16 protein-coding genes are annotated in these 19,198 nt (G+C 64.0%); 7 read left to right on the forward strand and 9 right to left on the reverse strand.

The genetic code is table 11. From position 1 onward, the window contains the following. The first annotated feature begins 10 nt into the window (after positions 1-10). Positions 11-1,426, forward strand: a complete 1,416-nt coding sequence (locus AU188_RS02990) for an MFS transporter (RefSeq protein ID WP_059162166.1) — start codon at positions 11-13, stop codon at positions 1,424-1,426. Here the strand turns inward: AU188_RS02990 and AU188_RS02995 are convergent. Together AU188_RS02995 and AU188_RS03000 are read right to left on the reverse strand one after the other, a co-directional pair. Beyond that, a complete protein-coding gene (locus AU188_RS02995; protein ID WP_059162296.1) occupies positions 1,419-2,987 on the reverse strand; it encodes a phytoene desaturase family protein in 1,569 nt (522 codons plus the stop codon). The genes AU188_RS02990 and AU188_RS02995 overlap by 8 nt on opposite strands. Beyond that, on the reverse strand, positions 2,984-3,244 hold the full coding sequence (locus AU188_RS03000; protein WP_059162167.1) for a DUF2630 family protein: 261 nt from the start codon (positions 3,242-3,244) through the stop codon (positions 2,984-2,986). The genes AU188_RS02995 and AU188_RS03000 overlap by 4 nt, the downstream gene beginning before the upstream one ends. A gap of 22 nt (positions 3,245-3,266) precedes the next feature. Between AU188_RS03000 and AU188_RS03005 the strand changes: the two genes are divergently transcribed. After that, positions 3,267-3,650, forward strand: a complete 384-nt coding sequence (locus AU188_RS03005) for an FKBP-type peptidyl-prolyl cis-trans isomerase (protein ID WP_172799364.1) — start codon at positions 3,267-3,269, stop codon at positions 3,648-3,650. Positions 3,651-3,707: 57 nt separating this feature from the next. Here the strand turns inward: AU188_RS03005 and AU188_RS03010 are convergent, their stop codons facing one another. The 6 genes from AU188_RS03010 to AU188_RS03035 form a co-directional block, all read right to left on the reverse strand. Then, complete coding sequence (locus tag AU188_RS03010; protein ID WP_059162168.1) at positions 3,708-5,051, reverse strand: sensor histidine kinase; 1,344 nt, start codon at positions 5,049-5,051, stop codon at positions 3,708-3,710. 65 nt (positions 5,052-5,116) lie between these two features. Next, complete coding sequence (gene prrA / locus AU188_RS03015; RefSeq protein ID WP_172799383.1) at positions 5,117-5,827, reverse strand: two-component system response regulator PrrA; 711 nt, start codon at positions 5,825-5,827, stop codon at positions 5,117-5,119. A gap of 117 nt (positions 5,828-5,944) precedes the next feature. Continuing rightward, positions 5,945-6,727, reverse strand: coding sequence for a DUF4097 family beta strand repeat-containing protein (locus AU188_RS03020; RefSeq protein ID WP_156426547.1), 783 nt, complete (start codon positions 6,725-6,727; stop codon positions 5,945-5,947). 121 nt (positions 6,728-6,848) lie between these two features. Beyond that, the gene (locus AU188_RS03025; RefSeq protein ID WP_059162169.1) at positions 6,849-7,316 is read right to left on the reverse strand and encodes a DUF6197 family protein; all 468 of its coding nucleotides are present in this window, start codon (positions 7,314-7,316) and stop codon (positions 6,849-6,851) included. A gap of 22 nt (positions 7,317-7,338) precedes the next feature. Next, the gene (locus AU188_RS03030; RefSeq protein ID WP_059162170.1) at positions 7,339-7,983 is read right to left on the reverse strand and encodes a response regulator transcription factor; all 645 of its coding nucleotides are present in this window, start codon (positions 7,981-7,983) and stop codon (positions 7,339-7,341) included. Beyond that, positions 7,971-9,275 (reverse strand): sensor histidine kinase, encoded by a 1,305-nt coding sequence (locus tag AU188_RS03035; RefSeq protein ID WP_059162171.1) that lies wholly within the window; start codon positions 9,273-9,275, stop codon positions 7,971-7,973. Before AU188_RS03035 ends, AU188_RS03030 begins: the two co-directional genes overlap by 13 nt. 120 nt (positions 9,276-9,395) lie before the next feature. Here AU188_RS03035 and AU188_RS03040 point away from each other — a divergent pair, with 120 nt between their 5' ends. The 5 genes from AU188_RS03040 (at position 9,396) to AU188_RS03060 (ending at position 17,458) form a co-directional block, all read left to right on the forward strand. Continuing rightward, positions 9,396-10,193, forward strand: coding sequence for an alpha/beta fold hydrolase (locus AU188_RS03040; protein ID WP_059162172.1), 798 nt, complete (start codon positions 9,396-9,398; stop codon positions 10,191-10,193). 453 nt (positions 10,194-10,646) lie between these two features. Then, the gene (locus AU188_RS03045) at positions 10,647-11,069 is read left to right on the forward strand and encodes an MmpS family transport accessory protein (protein WP_286137270.1); all 423 of its coding nucleotides are present in this window, start codon (positions 10,647-10,649) and stop codon (positions 11,067-11,069) included. Continuing rightward, entirely contained in the window at positions 11,066-13,945 is a 2,880-nt protein-coding gene (locus tag AU188_RS03050; RefSeq protein WP_059162174.1) for an MMPL/RND family transporter, read from the forward strand. Before AU188_RS03045 ends, AU188_RS03050 begins: the two co-directional genes overlap by 4 nt. A gap of 39 nt (positions 13,946-13,984) precedes the next feature. Further along, positions 13,985-16,861, forward strand: coding sequence for an MMPL/RND family transporter (locus AU188_RS03055; RefSeq protein WP_059162175.1), 2,877 nt, complete (start codon positions 13,985-13,987; stop codon positions 16,859-16,861). 261 nt (positions 16,862-17,122) lie between these two features. After that, entirely contained in the window at positions 17,123-17,458 is a 336-nt protein-coding gene (locus AU188_RS03060) for a hemophore-related protein (RefSeq protein WP_059162176.1), read from the forward strand. A 305-nt stretch (positions 17,459-17,763) separates the two neighbouring features. Here AU188_RS03060 and AU188_RS03065 read toward each other — a convergent pair whose 3' ends face one another. Further along, entirely contained in the window at positions 17,764-18,777 is a 1,014-nt protein-coding gene (locus AU188_RS03065) for a class I SAM-dependent methyltransferase (RefSeq protein ID WP_082686443.1), read from the reverse strand. Positions 18,778-19,198 lie beyond the last annotated feature (421 nt).

A 19,198-nucleotide genomic window follows, 5' to 3' on the forward strand; every position in this document is an offset into this window, starting at 1 on the left:
GAGCGGCGTCATGAGCGCTCGGCGCAAGGCCATCATCCTGGTGAGCTGCTGCCTGAGCCTGCTGATCGTGTCGATGGACGCGACGATCGTCAACGTCGCGATTCCCAACATCCGCGCTGATCTGCACGCGACGGGCTCACAGCTGCAGTGGGTGATCGACATCTACACCCTGGTGTTGGCCTCACTGCTCCTACTGTCGGGCGCGGCCGCCGACCGGTTCGGTCGCCGCGGCACTTTCCAACTCGGGCTCGTGGTGTTCGCGGTCGCGTCGCTGCTGTGCAGCCTGGCGCCGAACATCGAGACCCTGATCGCCGCTCGACTCTTACAGGCGATCGGCGGGTCGATGATGAATCCCGTTGCGATGTCCATCATCACCCAGGTCTTCACCGGCCGGGTGGAACGAGCCCGCGCCATCGGCGTGTGGGGCGGTGTCGTCGGCATCTCGATGGCCGCGGGGCCGATCGTCGGCGGGGCGCTCATCGAATTGATGAACTGGCGTGCGGTGTTCTGGATCAACCTGCCGATTTGCGCTCTGGCGATCCTGCTGACGGCTCTCTTTGTGCCGGAGTCGAAGTCGGCGACCATGCGCGACGTCGACCCGGTCGGGCAGGGGCTCGGCATGGCGTTCCTGTTCGGCGTCGTCTTCATGCTCATCGAGGGCCCGGTCATGGGTTGGACCGACCCGCGGACCGTCGTTGTCGGGGTCGGCGCGGCGGTGGCGTTGGCCGCCTTTCTCGGCTACGAACGCCGTCGGTCCGACCCGTTCATCGACCTGAGGTTCTTCCGCAGCATTCCGTTCTCATCGGCGACGATGATCGCGGTGTGCGCCTTCGCCTCCTGGGGTGCCTTCCTGTTCATGATGTCGCTGTACCTGCAGGACGAGCGGGGCTTCTCGGCGATGCACACCGGGCTGATCTATCTACCGATAGCCATTGGCGCACTGGTGTTCTCGCCGTTGTCGGGGCGGATGGTCGGACGGTTCGGCGCCCGGCCGTCACTGTTGATCGCGGGCACGCTGATCACGGCGGCGACGTTGATGCTCACCCGGTTGTCGGCGACGACGCCGGTGTGGGAGATGCTCGTCGTCTTCGCCGTCTTCGGCATCGGCTTCTCGATGGTGAACGCGCCGGTGACCAACTCGGCGGTCAGCGGCATGCCGACCGACCGGGCGGGTGCCGCGTCGGCGATCGCCTCGACCAGCAGGCAAGTCGGTGTGAGTATCGGTGTGGCGCTGTGCGGTTCGGTCGCCGGAAGCGCACTGGCGGCGACGGGTGACCTGGACTTCGCGGTGGCCTCCCGACCGCTGTGGCTGATCTGCGCCGGGCTCGGAGTGGTGATCATCGCGCTCGGCTTCTACTCGACTTCCGCGAGGGCATTGCGCTCGGCCGATCGACTCGCTCCGCTGGTGACCCCCCATATCACTTGAGCGCTTGGCCTTCCAACACCGCCATCGCCGCGTTGTGCCCGCCGATCCCCGACACCGCACCACCACGGCGAGACCCTGAGCCGCACAACAGGATCCGATCGTGCGCGGTCGCCACGCCCCACCGCTGCGCCGATGTTTCCAGCGGCTCGTCGGCCTCGACGAACGGCCACGACAACCCACCGTGGAAGATGTGTCCGCCGGTCATACCCAGCGAGTGCTCGAGGTCGACGGTGGTCTTCGTTTCGATGCACAGCCGACCGGCCGAATCCTCCAGCAACACCTCGTGAATCGGTTCGGCGAGAACCGAATTCAATGAGTTGAGCACCGCCGAGGTCAACGTGTCGCGTATCCGGTCGGGGTCGCCCGACGCCGCCAGCCGGTGCGGGGTGTGCAAGCCGAACACCGTCAGCGTCTGCGCACCGGCCGTGCGCAGTTCATCGGACAGGATCGACGGATCGGTCAATGAATGACAGTAGATCTCGCACGGCAGCGGATCGGGAACGACGCCGTGCTCGGCCTGCACATACGCCCGGTCCAGTTGGCTGTAGGTCTCGTTGACGTGGAACGTCCCACCGAATGCCTGCTCGGCGGTGACGGTGTCGTCGCGCAGTCGCGGCAGCCGCCGCAGCATCAGGTTCACCTTGACCTGCGCGCCGGGCGTCGACTCCGGCGCCGGCTCACCCAGCAATTCGGCCAGCACCGTCGGCGTCACGTTGGCCAGCACGACGTCGGCGTGCACGGCGCGGTCGGCGCCGTCGTGGCGGTATCGCACCTCGCCGTCCGGATCGATCGCGTAAACATCGGCGCCGCAAGTCAATTCGGCGCCATTACCGGCGGCGGCCGCCGCCAGCGCACCGCTGACCGCTCCCATCCCGCCGATCGGCACGTCCCAGTCGCCGGTGCCGCCGCCGAGCAGGTGGTACAGGAAGCACACGTTCTGGATCAGCGACGGATCGTCGAGGCGGGCGAACGTGCCGATCAACGCGTCGGTGGCGATCACGCCGCGCACCACGTCGTCGCCCACGGCCGCGGTGATCGCGTGCCCGATCGGCTCCTCGACCATCAGCCGCCAGGCCGAAGCATCGTCGACGAGACCGCGAGCCTCGCTGCGACCACGCAACGGTTGCAGCAGCGTCGGCCACAACCGCGCGGCGAGACCACCGCTGCGGCGGTAGAAATCGGCGAACGCGGCCTCGTCGGAGGCCGCGCCGATCGCCCCGAACGTCGACGTCGGCCCGAACGTCGACGTGGGCCCGATCAGCAGGCCGGTGCGACCGCCGGTCGCCGGGTCGGGCGTATAGGAGGAGTAGCGGCGGCGCTGCAGGCGCACCCGCGCGCCGAGGTCTTCGATGATCCGCCGGGGCAACAGGCTGACCAGATAGGAGTAGCGCGACAGTCGCGCGTCGACGCCGTCGAACGCATGCGCCGACACCGCCGCGCCGCCCACGTGGTCGAGTCGTTCGAGCACCCGCACGCGGCGACCGGCCTTGGCCAGATAGGCCGCAGCGACGAGGCCGTTGTGGCCGCCTCCGACGACGATGACGTCGTAACTGCGGTTCAGCTGAGGTAGCCCTCGACCTCGTCCGGCGGACGCACCTCCGCTTCGCGCGGATCGCCGCCGGTTTCCCGCAGGGCGCGGCGTTGCCGCAGCAGGTCCCAGCACTGGTCGAGTTGCACCTCGACGGTCTTCAGCCTCTGATGCTCTTCTGACTCGTCGATCTCACGGTGCTGAAGCTTGGCGCGCAGCTCTTGCTCCTCGGCGACGAGCTTGTTGACCTGATCGAGAATGTCAGCGTCTGTGTTGAAGTCTTTCGCCATCAACTCAGTCTGCCCGACTACCGTGAGTGCGGTGACTTCAAGTTCCGGGCAGAAGCCCGAAATCGAATTCCCCGACGGCCCGCCACCCAGCGAGTTGGTGATCACCGATCTGGTCGTCGGCGACGGCGCCGAAGCTGTGCCCGGCGGCAATGTCGAGGTGCACTACGTCGGGGTCGAGTACGACACCGGCGAGGAGTTCGACAGCTCGTGGAACCGCGGCGAGTCGATCGAGTTTCCGCTGCGCGGGCTCATCCAGGGCTGGCAGGACGGCATCCCCGGGATGAAGGTCGGAGGCCGCCGCCAGTTGGTCATCCCGCCGGAGCAGGCCTACGGTCCGGCCGGCGGCGGGCACCGGCTCTCGGGCAAGACGCTGATCTTCGTGATCGACCTGCTCGCCACGCGTTAGCTTTTCCTCCGCGAGCAAGGCGGATGTTCTGGGGCAATTTACGTCTGCTCGCCGGTATCACCGCACGCCCGGCAGCCGCAGCAGCAGGCGTGCGCCGCCCAATGGGCTCTCCTCCAAAGTGGCGGTGCCGCCGTGCAATTCGGCTTGCTGCGCGACGAGCGCAAGGCCGAGTCCGGAGCCGGAGTGCGACGCCGTCGAGCCGCGGGAGAACCGCTCGAACACGATCGAGCGCTCCTCCTCGGGAATGCCGACGCCGTCGTCGTCGATGGCGATCTCCACACCCGCGCGTGAACTGACCGCCGACAGCTGCACCCGCGTCGCACCGCCGTGCTTCACGGCGTTGGCGATCGCGTTGTCGACCGCCAACCGCAGTCCGGCGGGCAGGCCCACGATGATCACCGTCGGCGCGGGCACCAACGAGACGTCCAGATCCGGATAGACCCGCATCGCGTCGTGCGCGGCGCGGTCCAGCAGCTCGGTGATGTCGACGGGCACGTGGTCGTCGGCGGTCGACAACTCACCCTGGGCCAGGCGTTCCAGCGCACCCAGCGTGGCCTCGATGCGCGACTGTGTCCGGATGACGTCGTTGACCACCTCCTTGCGCTGCTCCTCGGGCATATCGAGGGTGGCCAGCACCTCGAGGTTGGTCCGCATCGCGGTCAACGGAGTGCGCAGTTCATGGGCGGACACCGACGCGAAGTCGCGCGCCGACGCCAGCGCGGCCTTGGTCCGGTCCTGTTCCTTCCACACGCGTTCGACCAGGCCCTTGACCGCCTCGGCGATCTCGACGGCCTCGGTGGCGCCGCGCACCTCGACGTCTGGGTCCTCGTCACCGGCGTCGATCTGGCGGGTCTGCTGAGCCAGGCTCTTGAGTGGGCGCACCGCGAACGCGGCCAGCACCCAGCCGAAGACCGACGCCGCGCCGACGGCGAACACGCAGATGACGATCACCCGCCGGTGCAGGTTGTTGGTGTCGGCGATGGTGGCGTCGTAGGTGGCGCCGACGGCCACCGACATCGGCCCCGGGTAGTAGGGGATGTCGACCGTGCGCACCCGGTAGCGCACGCCGTCGACGTAGGTGTCGGCGTAACCGGGTTCCATCTGTGGGAGCACGACGTCGGAGTTCGACGTCACCTCGCCGCCGCGGTGCACGGTGATGACGGCGTCCTGGTTGTTCGGCGATTTGGGGATCTCGTCCAGGCCGCGGGGCAGGAAGGGGATCGCGAAGCCCGCGGCCTCATCGAGTCGACGGTCGAGGCGCTCCTTGCGGTCGTTGGTGATGCCGACCCAGACGACCGTCCCGACGATGACTACGACGATCGCCGCGCCGATCGCGGTGGCCAGCGCGACGCGGGTGCGCAGCGAGGGGGTTCGGCGGAAAATCCGCGACAGCAGGTTCATGGCTCACTGCTGTCGGTTCTTCGGGCAAGCGTCCCCCTGCCCTGCGGGCGGGCGGTGCCCCCACATCACTGAGTCCTCAGCACGAATCCCACTCCGCGCACGGTGTGCAGCAGGCGGGGTGCGCCGCCGGCTTCCAGCTTGCGGCGCAGGTAGCCGATGAAGACATCGACGACGTTGGTGTCCGCGGCGAAGTCGTAGCCCCAGACGAGCTCGAGCAGCTGCGCGCGCGACAGCACGGCGGTCTTGTGCTCGGCAAGCACCGCGAGCAGGTCGAACTCGCGCTTGGTGAGGTCGACGTCGACGCCGTTGACGCGTGCGCGGCGGCCCGGGATGTCGACCTCGAGCGGGCCGACCTGGATGGTCTCCGAGGAGAACGTCGCGGTGGATCCGCGGCGCCGCAGCAGCGCCTTCACCCGCGCCACCAGCTCCTGAAGCACGAACGGTTTGACCAGGTAGTCGTCGGCGCCCGCTTCCAGACCGGCGACCCGGTCATCGACCGAACTGCGCGCCGAGAGCACGCAGACGGGCACGTCGTTGTCCATCGCACGCAGGGCGGTCACCACGCTGACGCCGTCGAGCACCGGCATGTTGATGTCCAGGACGATCGCGTCGGGCCGGGTTTCGGTCGCGCTACGCAGGGCTTCGGCGCCGTCCACGGCGGTGGCCACATCGAACCCGGACAGCCGCAGCCCACGTTCGAGGGAGGCCAGGACGTCGGGGTCGTCGTCGACCACGAGAACCCGGGGCGAGGCTGCACCACTGTTCATGCCGTCAATCTTGCCTGAAGGACGGGCGTATCGGCGGGAAGGTGGGCGGACGGGGCGGCGCACCGCGCTGAGGCCCGCCGAACGGTTTGCCAGACGCCACTGGAACGTTTGCTGCACGGTCCCGTCTCAGCGTATTTCGGTGACCTTCACGCTGCCGCTTTTCGAGCGGGCTGTCACGACGGGGGCGCTCGGATCGGGGGTCTCCGGCACGGTCACCGTCTCGCCGTTCGGGAGTTCGGACTGGGCGCGCACACGGTATGGCCCGGAGCCGGGCAGGCCTACCGTCACGTCGCCACCGGCGATCGCTTCGATAGTGCGCGGGGCCGCACGGAATTCCACCGAGATGCTGCCGGTTTCGGCTGTCGCCCTGAACTTTTCGGACACCGCGATCCTGGTGTCGGTGCTGATGTCACCGCGGCGCACCGCAACGTCGATCAGGCGGGCCGAGCCGCCGAGCGTCACGGCGCCGTCGTCGATATTCGCAGTCAGCTGATCGAGGTCGGTGTCCGTGGTGAGCGAGCCGGTCCGGCTGTCGACGGTCACGCTCAAACCTCTTGCGGCATCGGGCGGTAGAACGACCGTGAGCTCACCGCTGCCGATGTACCACGGGAACCCGGAAGCGGCGTCGCCGAGAGTCACGCGGCTGCTGCCGTCATCGGTGACGACGGTCGGCTGCGAACCGTCCGCCCTTGTCACCATTCGCAGGTCGACACGGGGCTCGTTGGCGCTGTCATCGGTGGCGATCCGAACGGCCACCGGGACGTCGCCGGTATCGATGGTCAGCCGCTGCATGTCGGCCGGCAGCGTCTGCGTGTGGGTGACGATGCGGCTGCCGGCGAGCCCGAAGGCGAGAACGCCGAGCACGGCCACCGTGGCGAGCGAAACCAATGCCGCGATGGCGACGAGCACGCCACGCATCGCGGTGCGTCGGCCGCCGGACACTAAGGGCGGCAGAGGAGCTGCAGTTGGGGGACCTGGCAGCTCCTCTGCCGGGCTCTGGGGCGGCAATCGGCAGCCATGTTGATGAGGATCACGGCTCCCTATCATCGTGGGCATCGAGGTGCGCCGCAGCGCGCTTGAGCAACAGCACCGCGTCGGCCTTGGTGGTGTATGCGTCGTCGTTGTACGCCTGCAGGCTCGGCCACGCCGGTGCGGCGACGGAATTGGCCAGCCGCAGCAGCAGCCACTCCAGCCGCTCGACTTGGTCGAGTGCCATGTAGGGCTGCGCGCCGTTCCAGTAGCCGGCCGCCGCGCGCAGCGCCCCGCCCAGGCAGAATCTGCAAGGCGTCGCCGCGGCTTCGGTGTGCACCACGTAGCCACCCCCACCGACGTGCTCGGTGCGGACCCGGACCCATTCGCCTGGGGAGCCGGTGACGGGGCGTACCTCAACGCCGTCGGCGTCGCGGCAGTAGGTGCCCTGAATCCATCCGTCGTCACCCTCGATGAGCGCCAATGCGTCCTCGAGCACCTGTCGGTCGGTCTTCGTCTTAGTCCTCATGACGTGTGGTCCCTTCTTTCGATTACGACTCGAGGTAGCGCAAAACGGCGAGGACACGGCGGTTTTCGGTGTCATCGGGCGCCAACCCCAATTTGGTGAAGATGGAGGCGATGTGTTTCTCGGCCGAACCGGTCGACATGTGCAGGGTCGAGGCGATCGCCGAGTTGGTCCGACCCTCGGCCATCAGCTGCAGTACGTCGCGTTCGCGGGGAGTGAGCTGATCAAGCGCGCTGCGGCGATGCGAACGCGCGAGGATCTGGGACACCACCTCGGGGTCGAGCAGGGTCCCGCCGCTGCCTACCACCGCGACCGCGTCCAGGAACGCCGGCACGTCGGCGACGCGGTCTTTGAGCAGGTAGCCGAAGCCTCGGGTGTCGGAGGTGATCAGGTCGGAGGCGTAGCGCTCTTCGACGTAGTGCGACAACACCAGCACGGGTGATTCGGGATTCTCGCTCCGCAGCAGGGCGGCGGCGCGGATTCCCTCGTCGGTGAACGTCGGTGGCATCCGCACGTCGACGATCACGAGGTCGGGTTTGGCCTCGTTGACCAGGCTCAGCAGGTTCGTCGCGTCGGTTACGCTCGCCACCACCTCGTGGCCGGCGTCGACGAGGAGGCGCTCAACTCCCGCGCGCAACAGGGCCGAGTCCTCGGCGATCACGATGCGCATGGCAGCACCGCCGTGACTGTTGTGGGCCCGGTCGCCGGGCTGGACACCGTGAACGTCCCACGGGCGGCGCGCACCCGGTCGGCCAGACCGCGCAGGCCGGTGGCGTTCGCGCTGTCGCTGATCTGCGCGCCGCCGCGGCCGTCGTCGAACACCGAAACGTGCAGCTTGTTCTCGGTCTGGTCGAGTCGCACCGTCACAACTGCATGCGACGCCTGGGCGTGTTTTGCGACGTTGGTGAGCGCCTCGGTGACGACGAAGTAGGCGACGGATTCGGTCTCCGAAGGGATGCGCCGAGGCAGGTCGATGTTCAGCGTCGTCGGGACGCCGATGTTCTGGGCGCGCTGGACCACCGAGGAGAGCGCGGCGTCCAGGCCACGGTCGGACAGGATCGTCGGCGCGATGCCGCGTACGACGTTACGCAGTTCCACCAGAGCGGTTTTCGCGTCGTCATGAGCCTCGGCCATCAGCGCCTTGGCGGCGGACGGGTCGGTGTCGAACTTTGTCTGGGCGAGGCCGATCGTCATCGCCAGCGACACCAGCCGCGGCTGCACACTGTCGTGCAGGTCGCGTTCGATCCGGTTGCGCTCGGTGTGCGCCGACGACACCGCGCCCAGCCGGGCGTCGGTCAGCGCGTCCACCTCGTGTTGCAGCACCGCGGTCGGCGACGGCGAGAGCAGCCAGCGGTCGATCTTGGCGTCGAGAATGGGCGCGTAGACAAGGACCACTGCCGCGGCTGCCAGCGCCACGGCGGCCAGCGGCCACGCCAGCGCGCGCGGGATCAAGGACACTCCGATGTCGCCGCTGCGATTCACGGCGATAGAAGCGGCCGGAATCAGGACCCCGAACGCGAGCAGCACGAATGCGAGTCCACCGGCTGCCAGGTCGTAGACCATCCGCAGGAAATGGTGCGTGCAGCCCTTCCAGAACCGAGTGCAGTTCAAGTCCAGCCACAGCTGGTGGAGCCACCCTCGAAAGCCGTTGTAGTGGGAAATCTTGCGGGGCGGTACCGGGATGTCCATGCCGAAGACGGCTTCGCTACGAACCCGCTCGAGCCACTCGACGCCGCGCATCAGGTAGACGAATACGACGGCCGCGAGCGCGGAACCGATCACCGAAGGGATTGACACGATCCCCACAACCGCGATCATGACGGGTACCCACAGCCAGACCACGGCGATCGCCGCGCCTGCGATCAGCGAAGCGGTGGGCACCAAGCCGATGTGTCGAACCGTCGCAGGCGTGCTCGGGTCAGCCCTGTTCGGCTTGACCTCGTGGTCCGTGACGGCAACCATGATTTCAACGTACGGAACGCCGTGGCGGGACAACATGCCGTTTACCGGACCGTTTTGGGGGGGTTAACCCCCCTATATCAGCCCGCTGCCCGAGCACACCCGTAGTACCGTCCCAGCGTGGTGAACTTGGCGTACGAGGACCGTGGCGACGGTGATCCGGTGCTGTTCATCGCCGGCCAGGGCGGTGTCGGACGCACGTGGGACGTCCATCAGGTGCCGGCGTTCCGTGCGGTCGGTTACCGCGTCATCACGTTCGACAACAGGGGGGTCGGCGCCACGGCGGATGCCGACGGTTTCACAACGGCGACGATGGTGTCGGACACCGCCGAGTTGATCGAGAAGCTCGATGTCGCGCCCGTTCGAATCGTCGCCACCTCGATGGGGTCATACATCGCCCAGGAACTGATGCTGTCCCGGCCCGAGTTGGTGAGACAAGCAGCCCTGATGGCCACCCGCGGACGCCACGACCGCGCGCGCGAGTTCTTTCGAACAGCCGAACGGGATTTCGCCGACGCCGGCGTGCAACTACCAGCCGGCTATGAAGCGAAACTGCGCTTGCTGGAGAACTTTTCACCGAAGACCTTGAACGATGACCGGGCCGTACAGGACTGGATCGACACGTTCACGATGTGGCCGTCGCAGTCGACGCCCGGAGTTCGCGCCCAATATGGCGTCGCGCCGGATAGCGATCGGCTGCGTGTTTACAAAGTGATCACCACGCCGGTACTGGTGCTCGGGTTCGCGGACGACCTCGTGATGCCCCCGCACCTCGGGGCCGAGGTGGCAGCTGCCCTCCCGAACGGGCGGTACCGCGAAATCGCCGACACCGGTCACCTCGGCTTCCTGGAACGGCCACAGGCGGTCAACTCGGCGATCCTCGACTTCTTCGCCTCCGGCACTGGTGATGGTCGGAGCTGAATAGTCACTCCCTGCAACCGATCACGAACACAGATTCGGTTCAATTCGAATAGCGCGGTTGGATCGTCACCGGACCTTGATGATTCGTGTCTTCCATATGGAAATCACCGACGGTAGACTTCGCGGCCGCCCAAAGGCAAGTGTGTGACCTGAGTTGTCGGTAAGAGTGTGACTTCGATACCGTGCCTCGAACGCAGTGGGGTGCATTACGATCCCGTATCGCGTTGGGAACGGGAAAATTGTGGAGGCCAACGGCATGCTTTACTCGTCAAGATCGGGTTTTGCTTCCCGAGGCGCTGCACGTTTGCGGTGACCCCGCACGGCTGGCCTCGGATGCTCACCGCATCCGAGGCGTTGCCGTCTGGCGTGTCGCGGCCGATGTGTAGTTGCATGTCGAGCGGCTGACATGACGACGGGCGTGGAAACGGACGGAAGGAATTCGCGATTTTCAGGATTCTGAGGCGGGTCTGGATTCCGCTGCTCATAGTTGTGGTGGTCGTCGCCGGCGGCTTCACCGTCTCGCGGCTGCGTACCGTCTTCGGGTCCGACATCCGGCCCTCCTACTCCGACACCGAAATCGTGCAACAAGAGGCCTACGACCCCAAGGAACTCGTGTACGAGGTGTTCGGACCGGGCGGCACCACGGCAAACATCAGCTACTTCGACGAGAACTCGGAGCCGGTATATGTCGAAGGAGCAAGTTTGCCGTGGTCGTCGACATTTGGCATAGACGCGGCCTCGGTCGTCGGCAATCTCATGGCGCAGGGCACCGGCAACAGCATCGGCTGCCGCATCATCGTGGACGGTGAGGTCAAAGCGGAGAGGACCAGCCAGGGAGTGAACGCGTTTACCTTCTGTCTGCTGAAGGCCGCATGACCGAGTATCAGGTGCAAGAGCGTCCGTCGCGCATCGCGCGGTGGATCTATCGGCTGGCTGTGCCCATCATCCTCGCGTGGGTGGCGATCGCCATTCTCGTGACTGTCGCCGTCCCCCCGCTGGAGCAGGTGGAGAAGGAACACGCCATCTCGCTGAGCCCCGTCGACGCGCCGTCGTTCAGGGCGATAGAGCGCATGGGCGACCTCTTCGGCGAAACCGAGTCCGGCAGCGTCGCGATGATCGTGCTGGAGGGCGAGCAGCCGCTCGGCGACGAGGCCCATGCCTACTACGACGAGCTGATCCGCCAGCTCAAAGAAGATCGACAGCACGTGGAGCACGTGCAGGACTTTTGGGGGGATCCGCTCACCGCGGGCGCCGCACAAAGTGCCGACGCCAAGGCCACCTATGTCCAGTTGACTCTGACGGGCATCCCGGGTCAAGCCACGGCGAACGAATCCGTGGCAGCCGTCCGGGACATCGTGGAGCGGACGCCGGCGCCGCCGGGGGTCACGGCGCACGTCACCGGCCCCGCGGCGTTCGCTGCGGACCTGGGCCCCTCGGGTAACAGAACCGTCGTCTTGATCACCGTGTTGAGCCTCGCGGTGATCTTCACGATGTTGCTTCTCGTCTACCGGTCGGTTGTCACCGTCGTCGTGTCGTTGTTGATGGTCGGGCTTCAGCTGCAGGTGGCGCGAGGCTTCGTCGCCTTCCTCGGTGACCACGAGATTCTGAGTCTCACCACCTTCGCCGTCAATCTGCTGGTTTCACTCGGAATCGCGGCCGGCACCGACTACGGAATCTTCTTCTTCGGGCGTTATCACGAGGCGCGTCAGTCCGGCGAAGATCGGTTGACGGCGTTCCACACGACCTACCGCAGCGTTGCCAAGGTGGTCTTGGCCTCCGGTTTGACCATCGCCGGAGCCGTTTTCTGTCTCAGTTTCACCCGGCTACCGTATTTCCAACCGCTGGGTGTGCCCTGTGCGATCGGCATGGTCGTGGCCGTCGTGGTGGCCTTGACGCTTGTCCCGGCGGTCATTGCTGTCGGTACTCGCTTCGGTCTGTTCGAACCGAAGCGGAAGGTGGTCGCTCGTCGGTGGCGGCGGATCGGTACGGCGATCGTCCGGTGGCCCGGCCCCATTCTTGTCGCGACGTGCGCGGCTGCTCTCGTGGGACTGCTGGCGCTTCCCGGGTACAAGCCCAGTTACAACGACGCGGACTATATTCCCGAAGACATTCCGGCGAGTTTGGGGCTTGCCGCCGCTGAACGGCATTTCCCCGGGTCCATGATGATGACGCCCGATATTCTCATGATCGAGGCGGATCATGATATGCGAAACCCGGCAGATTTCCTTGTGCTGAATAAACTCGCCAAGGGCGTCCTCGAAGTTCCCGGTATCGCCAGAGTTCAGGCCCCCACTCGGCCCGCCGGAGAACCGCTTCAGCACACCACGATTCCGTTCATGATAAGCATGGGCCAAGCCAGCCAAGTGCAAATGTTGCCGTTTCAGAAAGCGCGCATGGACGACATGCTGAAACAGGCTGACGAAATGACCAAGACCATTGCGCTCATGAACCGCATGTATGCGTTGATGCAAGAACTGACCGCCAGAACCCAAACGATGGTCGAAAAAACGCACGAGATGCAGGACATCACCAACGAACTGCGGGACCACATTGCGAATTTCGACGATTTCTTCCGGCCGATTCGGAATTACTTCTATTGGGAACCGCACTGTTTCAACATTCCGATCTGCTGGTCGTTGCGATCGGTATTCGATGTGATTGATGGTCTCGATAGGGTTACTGTCACGCTGGGCGGACTCGTCGACAATCTCGATCAACTAGTTGCATTGCTGCCGCAATTACTCGCCCAGTTCCCGACGATGATTTCGACCATGGAAAGCACGCGGACCATGATGCTGACGATGCACAGCACCATGTCCGGCACCTTCTCCCAGATGGAGGAGGCAAGCGAGAATGCCACCGCCATGGGCAAAGCCTTCGACGCGGCGAAGAACGACGACTCGTTCTACCTGCCGCCGGACATCTTCGAAAACGAGGACTTCAAAAGGATCATGGACATCTTCCTGTCGGAGGACGGGAAGGCCGCGCGCATGCTCATCTCGCAACGCGGCGATCCTGCGACGCCCGAGGGCATCTCCCGGGTTGAACCAATACTGACGGCGGCCGAGGAGGCCCTCAAGGGGACGCCGCTGGAAAGCGCCGAGATCTACCTCACCGGAACCGCCGCCATGGCGAAAGACCTGGTGGTCGGCTCGACATACGACCTCTTGATCGCAGGGGTCGCGGCGCTCTGCCTCGTATTCATCATCATGCTGATAGTGACGCGAAGTTTCGTTGCCGCCCTCGTCATCGTGGGCACAGTGGCGCTTTCCCTGGGCACGGCGTTCGGGCTTTCTGTCCTCATTTGGCAGCACCTACTCGGAATGCAGATCCACTGGGTCGTGCTCGCGATGTCCGTGATCGTGCTCTTGGCGGTCGGTTCCGACTACAACCTTCTGCTGGTATCGCGGATGAAAGAGGAAATACACGCCGGACTCAACACCGGCATCATCAGGGCTATGGGCGGCACGGGCAGGGTCGTGACGGCCGCCGGTCTGGTGTTCGCATTCACCATGCTGACAATGCTCGCCAGCGACCTGCTCACGATCGGTCAAGTCGGATCCACCATCGGGCTGGGTCTGTTGTTCGACACGCTGGTCGTGCGTGCCTTCATGACGCCTTCGATCGCCGCTCTGCTGGGACGTTGGTTCTGGTGGCCGCAGCGGGTTCGCCCCCGCCCATCCAGTCAGATGTTGCGCCCGTTCGGTTCTCGCCCGCTGGTGCGGTCCCTCCTGTCGAACCAAGAGCGCTAGGGACGTGGACGACCGTACCCGCGGCCGGCTGAAGGCCACATGAGCAACCATCAGCTGACCAACCGTCCGCCGTTCTTCGCGCGGGCGGTGCACATTCTCGCGTTGCCCATCATCATCGGATGGGTGGCGCTCGCTGCCGTCACGTTCTTTTTCGTTCCGTCCCTGGAGAAGGTCGGCCAGGAACGTTCTGTCTCGCAGGTTCCCCAAGACGCGCCCTCGTATCAGGCGATGAAGCACATGGGCGAGGTGTTCAAGGAATCCGACTCCGACAGCTTCGCGATGGTCGTGTTGGAGAGCCAGGAACCGCTCGGCCCGGACGCACGCGAGTACTACGACGAGTTGATTCGTCAGTTGCGGGCCGACGCGAAGCATGTGAACCACCTACAGGATTTCTGGGGCGATCCGCTTACCGCTCCGGGGGCGGAAAGCGCCGACGGAAAAGCGGTTTACGTCCAGGTGAATCTGGCCGGCGACCAGGGTGAGGCCTTGGCGAATGAGTCCGTGGAGGCCGTCCGAGACATCGTCGAGCGCTTGCCAACGCCTCCCGGGCTGAAAACCTATGTCACGGGGCCCGCGCCGTTGATGTCGGACATGGTGGAGGCCGGCGACAGCTCCATTCTGAAGATCACCATCGTGACGCTTCTCGTCATCTTCACGATGTTGCTGTTCGTATACCGCTCGGTCGTCACCGTGATCTTCGTGCTCCTCGCCGTGGGCGTCCAAGTCCAAGTTGCGCGAGGCATCGTCGCATTTTTGGGCGATCAAGGCATGCTCGGGCTATCGACTTTCTCAGTGAACCTGCTGGTTTCGCTCGGAATCGCGGCCGGTACCGACTACGCCATCTTCTTCTTCGGGCGGTATCACGAGGCGCGTCAGGTCGGTGAGGACCGGTTGACGGCCTTCTACACGACCTACCGCAGCGTCGCCAAGGTGGTACTGGCCTCTGGCATGACGATCGCCGGAGCCATCCTTTGTTTGAGCTTCGCCCGGCTGCCGTATTTCCAAACGCTCGGCGTTCCCTGCGCGATAGGCATGGCAGCCGTCGTCGCCGTGGCCGTCACCTTGATTCCAGCGGTCATTGTCGCTGGCGGCGCAGTCGGTATGTTCGAGCCCAAGCGCAAGCTCGCGGTGCGGCGCTGGCGGCGGATAGGTACGGCGATCGTTCGGTGGCCGGCGCCCATTCTCGCCACAACAATCGCGCTCTCGCTCGTCGGGTTACTGGCCTTGCCGGCGTATAAAACGAGCTTCAACGACCGCGCGTATCTGCCCCAGGACATTCCCGCCAATGTGGGCCATGCGGCCGCCGAGCGTCACTTCCCTCCGTCGCGGATGATGCCTGAAATTCTGATGATCGAATCCGACCACGATATGCGCACTCCGACGGACTTCCTGACGTTGCACAAATTGGCCAAAGCCATCTTTGCCGTTCCTGGAGTGTCCCGGGTGCAAGGCATCACCCGGCCCGAGGGAACCCCGATCGAACACACGTCGATCCCGTTCTTGTTGAGCCTACAAACCGCCGGGCAAATGCAGATGTTGCCGTTCCAGCAAGCCAGGATGGATGACATGCTGAAACAGGCCGACGACATGACGACGATGCTCGGCGTGATGGAGCGCATGTACAGCATTACGAAACAGCTCAACGAGAACACCCATCAAATGACGCTCAAGACCCATGAGCTCGAACACTCCTTGAATGAAATACGAGACAGCATCGCGGATTTCGACGATTTCTGGAGGCCGCTCCGCAACTACTTATATTGGGAGCCGCATTGCTTCAACATCCCGATTTGCTGGGCTATCCGGTCCATATTCGATGGGTTGGACGGCACTGATCAAATCAGCGCCGTCATGCGTGAGCTCGTGACAGAGCTTGACGAAGTAGACAAGCTGATGCCGCAGATGCTGGCGCAGTTCCCGCAGATGATCGAAACCTTGCAAACGATGCGCACCATGATCTTGACCATGCACAGCACCATGTCCGGGATCCTCACTCAGATGAAGGAGTCAAGCGAGAACGCCACCGCCATGGGCCAAGCTTTTGACGCCGCGAGAAACGATGACTCGTTCTGGCTGCCTCCGGAGGTTTTCGAAAACGAAGACTTCAAGCGGGCCATGGAGTTGTTCTTTTCACCCGACGGTAAAGCGATGCGACTGTTCATTTCGCATCGAGGTGATCCCGGGACGCCCGAGGCGCTCGCTCGGGTAGACGCGATAAAAAGTGCGGCTGAGGAAGCGCTCAAGACCACGCCTTTGCAGAACGCGAAGATCTATCTCGCCGGAACGGCGGCGACATACAACGACATGGACGACGGCGCCACATTCGATCTCTTGATCGCCGGTCTTGCCGCGCTGTGCCTGATTTTCATCATCATGCTGCTCATTACACGAAGTCTTGTTGCGGCGCTCGTGATCGTCGGCACCGTCGCACTGTCGCTGGGTGCGTCTTTCGGCCTCTCAGTGCTGATCTGGCAGCACATTCTCGGCTTCGAATTGCACTGGCTCGTACTCGCGATGTCGGTCATCATCCTTCTTGCGGTGGGATCTGACTACAACCTCCTGCTCGTTTCAAGAATGAAAGAGGAAATCGGAGCGGGGCTGAATACGGGCATCATCCGGGCGATGGGAGGCACGGGCAAGGTCGTCACGGCGGCAGGCCTGGTGTTTGCGTTCACCATGCTGTCGATGGTCGTCAGCGACCTGCGCATCATCGGCCAGGTCGGCTCGACCATCGGGTTGGGTCTGTTGTTCGACACGTTGGTGGTCCGTGCGTTCATGACGCCTTCGATCGCCGCGCTGCTGGGACGCTGGTTCTGGTGGCCGCAGATTGTGCGCCCCCGTCCCGCCAGTACGATGCTCCGCCCGTACGGGCCCCGCCCGCTGGTGCGTTCCCTGCTGGGGGACCAGGAGCGGTAACGCTTCTATTCGCGATCGGCGTACCGCGAAGTGGCGTCATGTTCGGCGGGATACGGCTTCACGGCCCACTGGTATCGTCGAGGGAGGCTCAAGGTCGTCCGAAAAGCGTGATACGCATCTGAATCGTTGACGCGCAGACCGTTGACCGGATACTGAGCCGTCGTCGACGATTAGGGCGCCGAGCGATGTAACGCCTGGTTTGAAATGAGCGATTAAAGTCAATGAAATCTGCCTGAGAGAGCCTAGAGAGGGAGTCCACATATGTCGAAGGTGTCGTTGAGCAAAATGGCTGTCGGGTTCGGAGGTCTGGCGTTGGCGTTGACCGCCGGGGCCGGAATCGCGTCGGCCCAGCCCAATCTGGATTCGGCCGTCAACACCACCTGTAGTTACCAGCAACTGGAAGCAGCCGCAAAAGCGGCGGATCCCAGGGCTGCGGCGGTGCTTAGCGATCCGATGACCTCGGCTGGCGTCCACCAGTTCCTCGCGGCACCGCCCGCTCAGCGCCGGCTGATGGCACAGCAGATCGCGAGCATGCCGGCCAATCAGCCGTACCTGGGCCTGTATCAGCAGATTTTCGATACCTGCCAGAACTTCTGAACCGGCCTGGCGGCCGGGTAGCGCGTTAAATCGCGTGCCGCAACACAATTGGTGGCCTGTCGCGCATGTATTGGTCGGCAGACTCCGTAGGTACGGTACAGTCCGAGCGGCTCAGCGGCGGGAACACCGCCGCTGAGCGCGGCTCGCGCAACTCGCAAATCGCTCGGTGACGGCTTAGCACGACCAGCGGTTCTATCAGTCAGGTGTCCGCATCAATCAAGGGGCAATCAACCCGCTCTCCCCGCCTTCGGAATTGATGTGGCTTACCTGGGCAAGGTGTCTTGACGTCGTGGCATTGCGCTCGACTAAAGGGGAATTGCGTTCGACCGCACTCGATTTGAGAGATGCTGGGGAGCGTCACCACGACCACCGAGGACTGTGAAGCCTGTCGGCTTGAGTTGATTCTCCAGGACCCGCAGCTTCTTCAGAGGCTCTAGCGCCCGAAACCGCCGCCTCAGCGAGTCGGCTGCGAAAAGGTCTTCTGTGGCCTGGCACAGGTACCGCATGTCGCCGGTTTCTACTTCGTTGAGGTCGATCAACTTGCTGGAATTGAGCAAGTTTATGTTATTGACTGCCGCCCAATCTATTCCTGGACAATCGCGGAGCATGCCGACGATCTCCTCGAACCGATATGCATTGACGATCGGATGAAGGTAGGCGTCCACATCAATACTGACCTGGCTGACTTCGGAAGTTTTTGCCTGTGCAGCGGAGCTACCATATTGCATCACCTCGAGATTTACTCCTAAGTCCTTCAGCACTTGCAGGCCCGCGTCGAACCCCTCGGCGCGGTTCCAGAGCGTCAGAAGGGTTTCTCTATCGAGTAATCTTTGGTGCTCGCCCAGCGAATGGTACAGCCACAGAATCAGAATTCCACTCTCACTGAGTAGCGATGCGAGATGTTTAATTCCGGTGCTCGGATCCTCCAGGTGATGTACTACGCCAATTGACATTATGACGTCGAATGCGTACACATGGTTGAAATTCAGAAGTTCGGATCTGCAAAATTCAACATTGCGAATGCCGTGTCGCTTACTGAGGGCTTCGGCAACTGCGAGTGAGGCTTCTGTCATATCGAGCCCTACGAACTGCGCTTTGGGATATCGCCGAGCCACTGCCAGAAGCCGCTGGCCGGTGCCGCAACCGGCGTCCAGAATCTTTTTGCCGGACAAATCATCCTCACCGAAGATCGTGAACAAGCTGTTCGCGACGTCGGGAATCAGAGAATCGCCCACGGTGGGACTCGGGTATGGATAGGCCTCGTACATCGTTCGCACGTCGCCCACCGTTCCTGTTGCTGCTGCTGCGTTCTCAGGCATGTGTCCCTCCCCATCGGTTGGCGCACCGATGCTAGTACACCAAGGCCGACATCGGTTTGCGCAGCGCGCATCTTGACCATCGTGGCTTTGCGGTCGGCGGGGTTGGCTTGTCAGCTACCGATTGCCGTGGGCGAAGAAGCGGGCCGTAGTCGGCAAGCCAGCTGGCTTGGCCAGATGCCGGTGGTCGTTGGTGTGGTTCGCCGTAATGGTGGCGGGAACGTAACGAAGTTGGCGATGGTCAGGAACCTTGGGCAAGGTCGGCGTCGAACGGTTAGAGTCGATGCAATCGGACAGGGGGAGGAATTCCACGCATCGAACGAACTATCGTGACCAGCTGGGTATCGCAGGTGGGGGCTGGCACTGTGATTCACCGTCGGCGCGATGGGATCTATTCGCACAACACGATTGGTTCCGACTGCCA

Source organism: Mycobacterium sp. IS-3022 (genome assembly GCF_001500065.1).
Classification (GTDB): Bacteria; Actinomycetota; Actinomycetes; order Mycobacteriales; family Mycobacteriaceae; genus Mycobacterium.

What these genes read in the sequence shown, in the direction of transcription:
- AU188_RS02990 (WP_059162166.1), top strand. Translation starts at nt 11, where the DNA reads ATGAGCGCTCGGCGCAAGGCCATCATCCTGGTGAGCTGCTGCCTGAGC.
- AU188_RS03000 (WP_059162167.1), bottom strand. Translation starts at nt 3,244, where the DNA reads ATGGCGAAAGACTTCAACACAGACGCTGACATTCTCGATCAGGTCAAC.
- AU188_RS03010 (WP_059162168.1), bottom strand. Translation starts at nt 5,051, where the DNA reads ATGAACCTGCTGTCGCGGATTTTCCGCCGAACCCCCTCGCTGCGCACC.
- AU188_RS03025 (WP_059162169.1), bottom strand. Translation starts at nt 7,316, where the DNA reads ATGAGGACTAAGACGAAGACCGACCGACAGGTGCTCGAGGACGCATTG.
- AU188_RS03030 (WP_059162170.1), bottom strand. Translation starts at nt 7,983, where the DNA reads ATGCGCATCGTGATCGCCGAGGACTCGGCCCTGTTGCGCGCGGGAGTT.
- AU188_RS03035 (WP_059162171.1), bottom strand. Translation starts at nt 9,275, where the DNA reads ATGGTTGCCGTCACGGACCACGAGGTCAAGCCGAACAGGGCTGACCCG.
- AU188_RS03050 (WP_059162174.1), top strand. Translation starts at nt 11,066, where the DNA reads ATGACCGAGTATCAGGTGCAAGAGCGTCCGTCGCGCATCGCGCGGTGG.
- AU188_RS03055 (WP_059162175.1), top strand. Translation starts at nt 13,985, where the DNA reads ATGAGCAACCATCAGCTGACCAACCGTCCGCCGTTCTTCGCGCGGGCG.
- AU188_RS03060 (WP_059162176.1), top strand. Translation starts at nt 17,123, where the DNA reads ATGTCGAAGGTGTCGTTGAGCAAAATGGCTGTCGGGTTCGGAGGTCTG.
- AU188_RS03065 (WP_082686443.1), bottom strand. Translation starts at nt 18,777, where the DNA reads ATGCCTGAGAACGCAGCAGCAGCAACAGGAACGGTGGGCGACGTGCGA.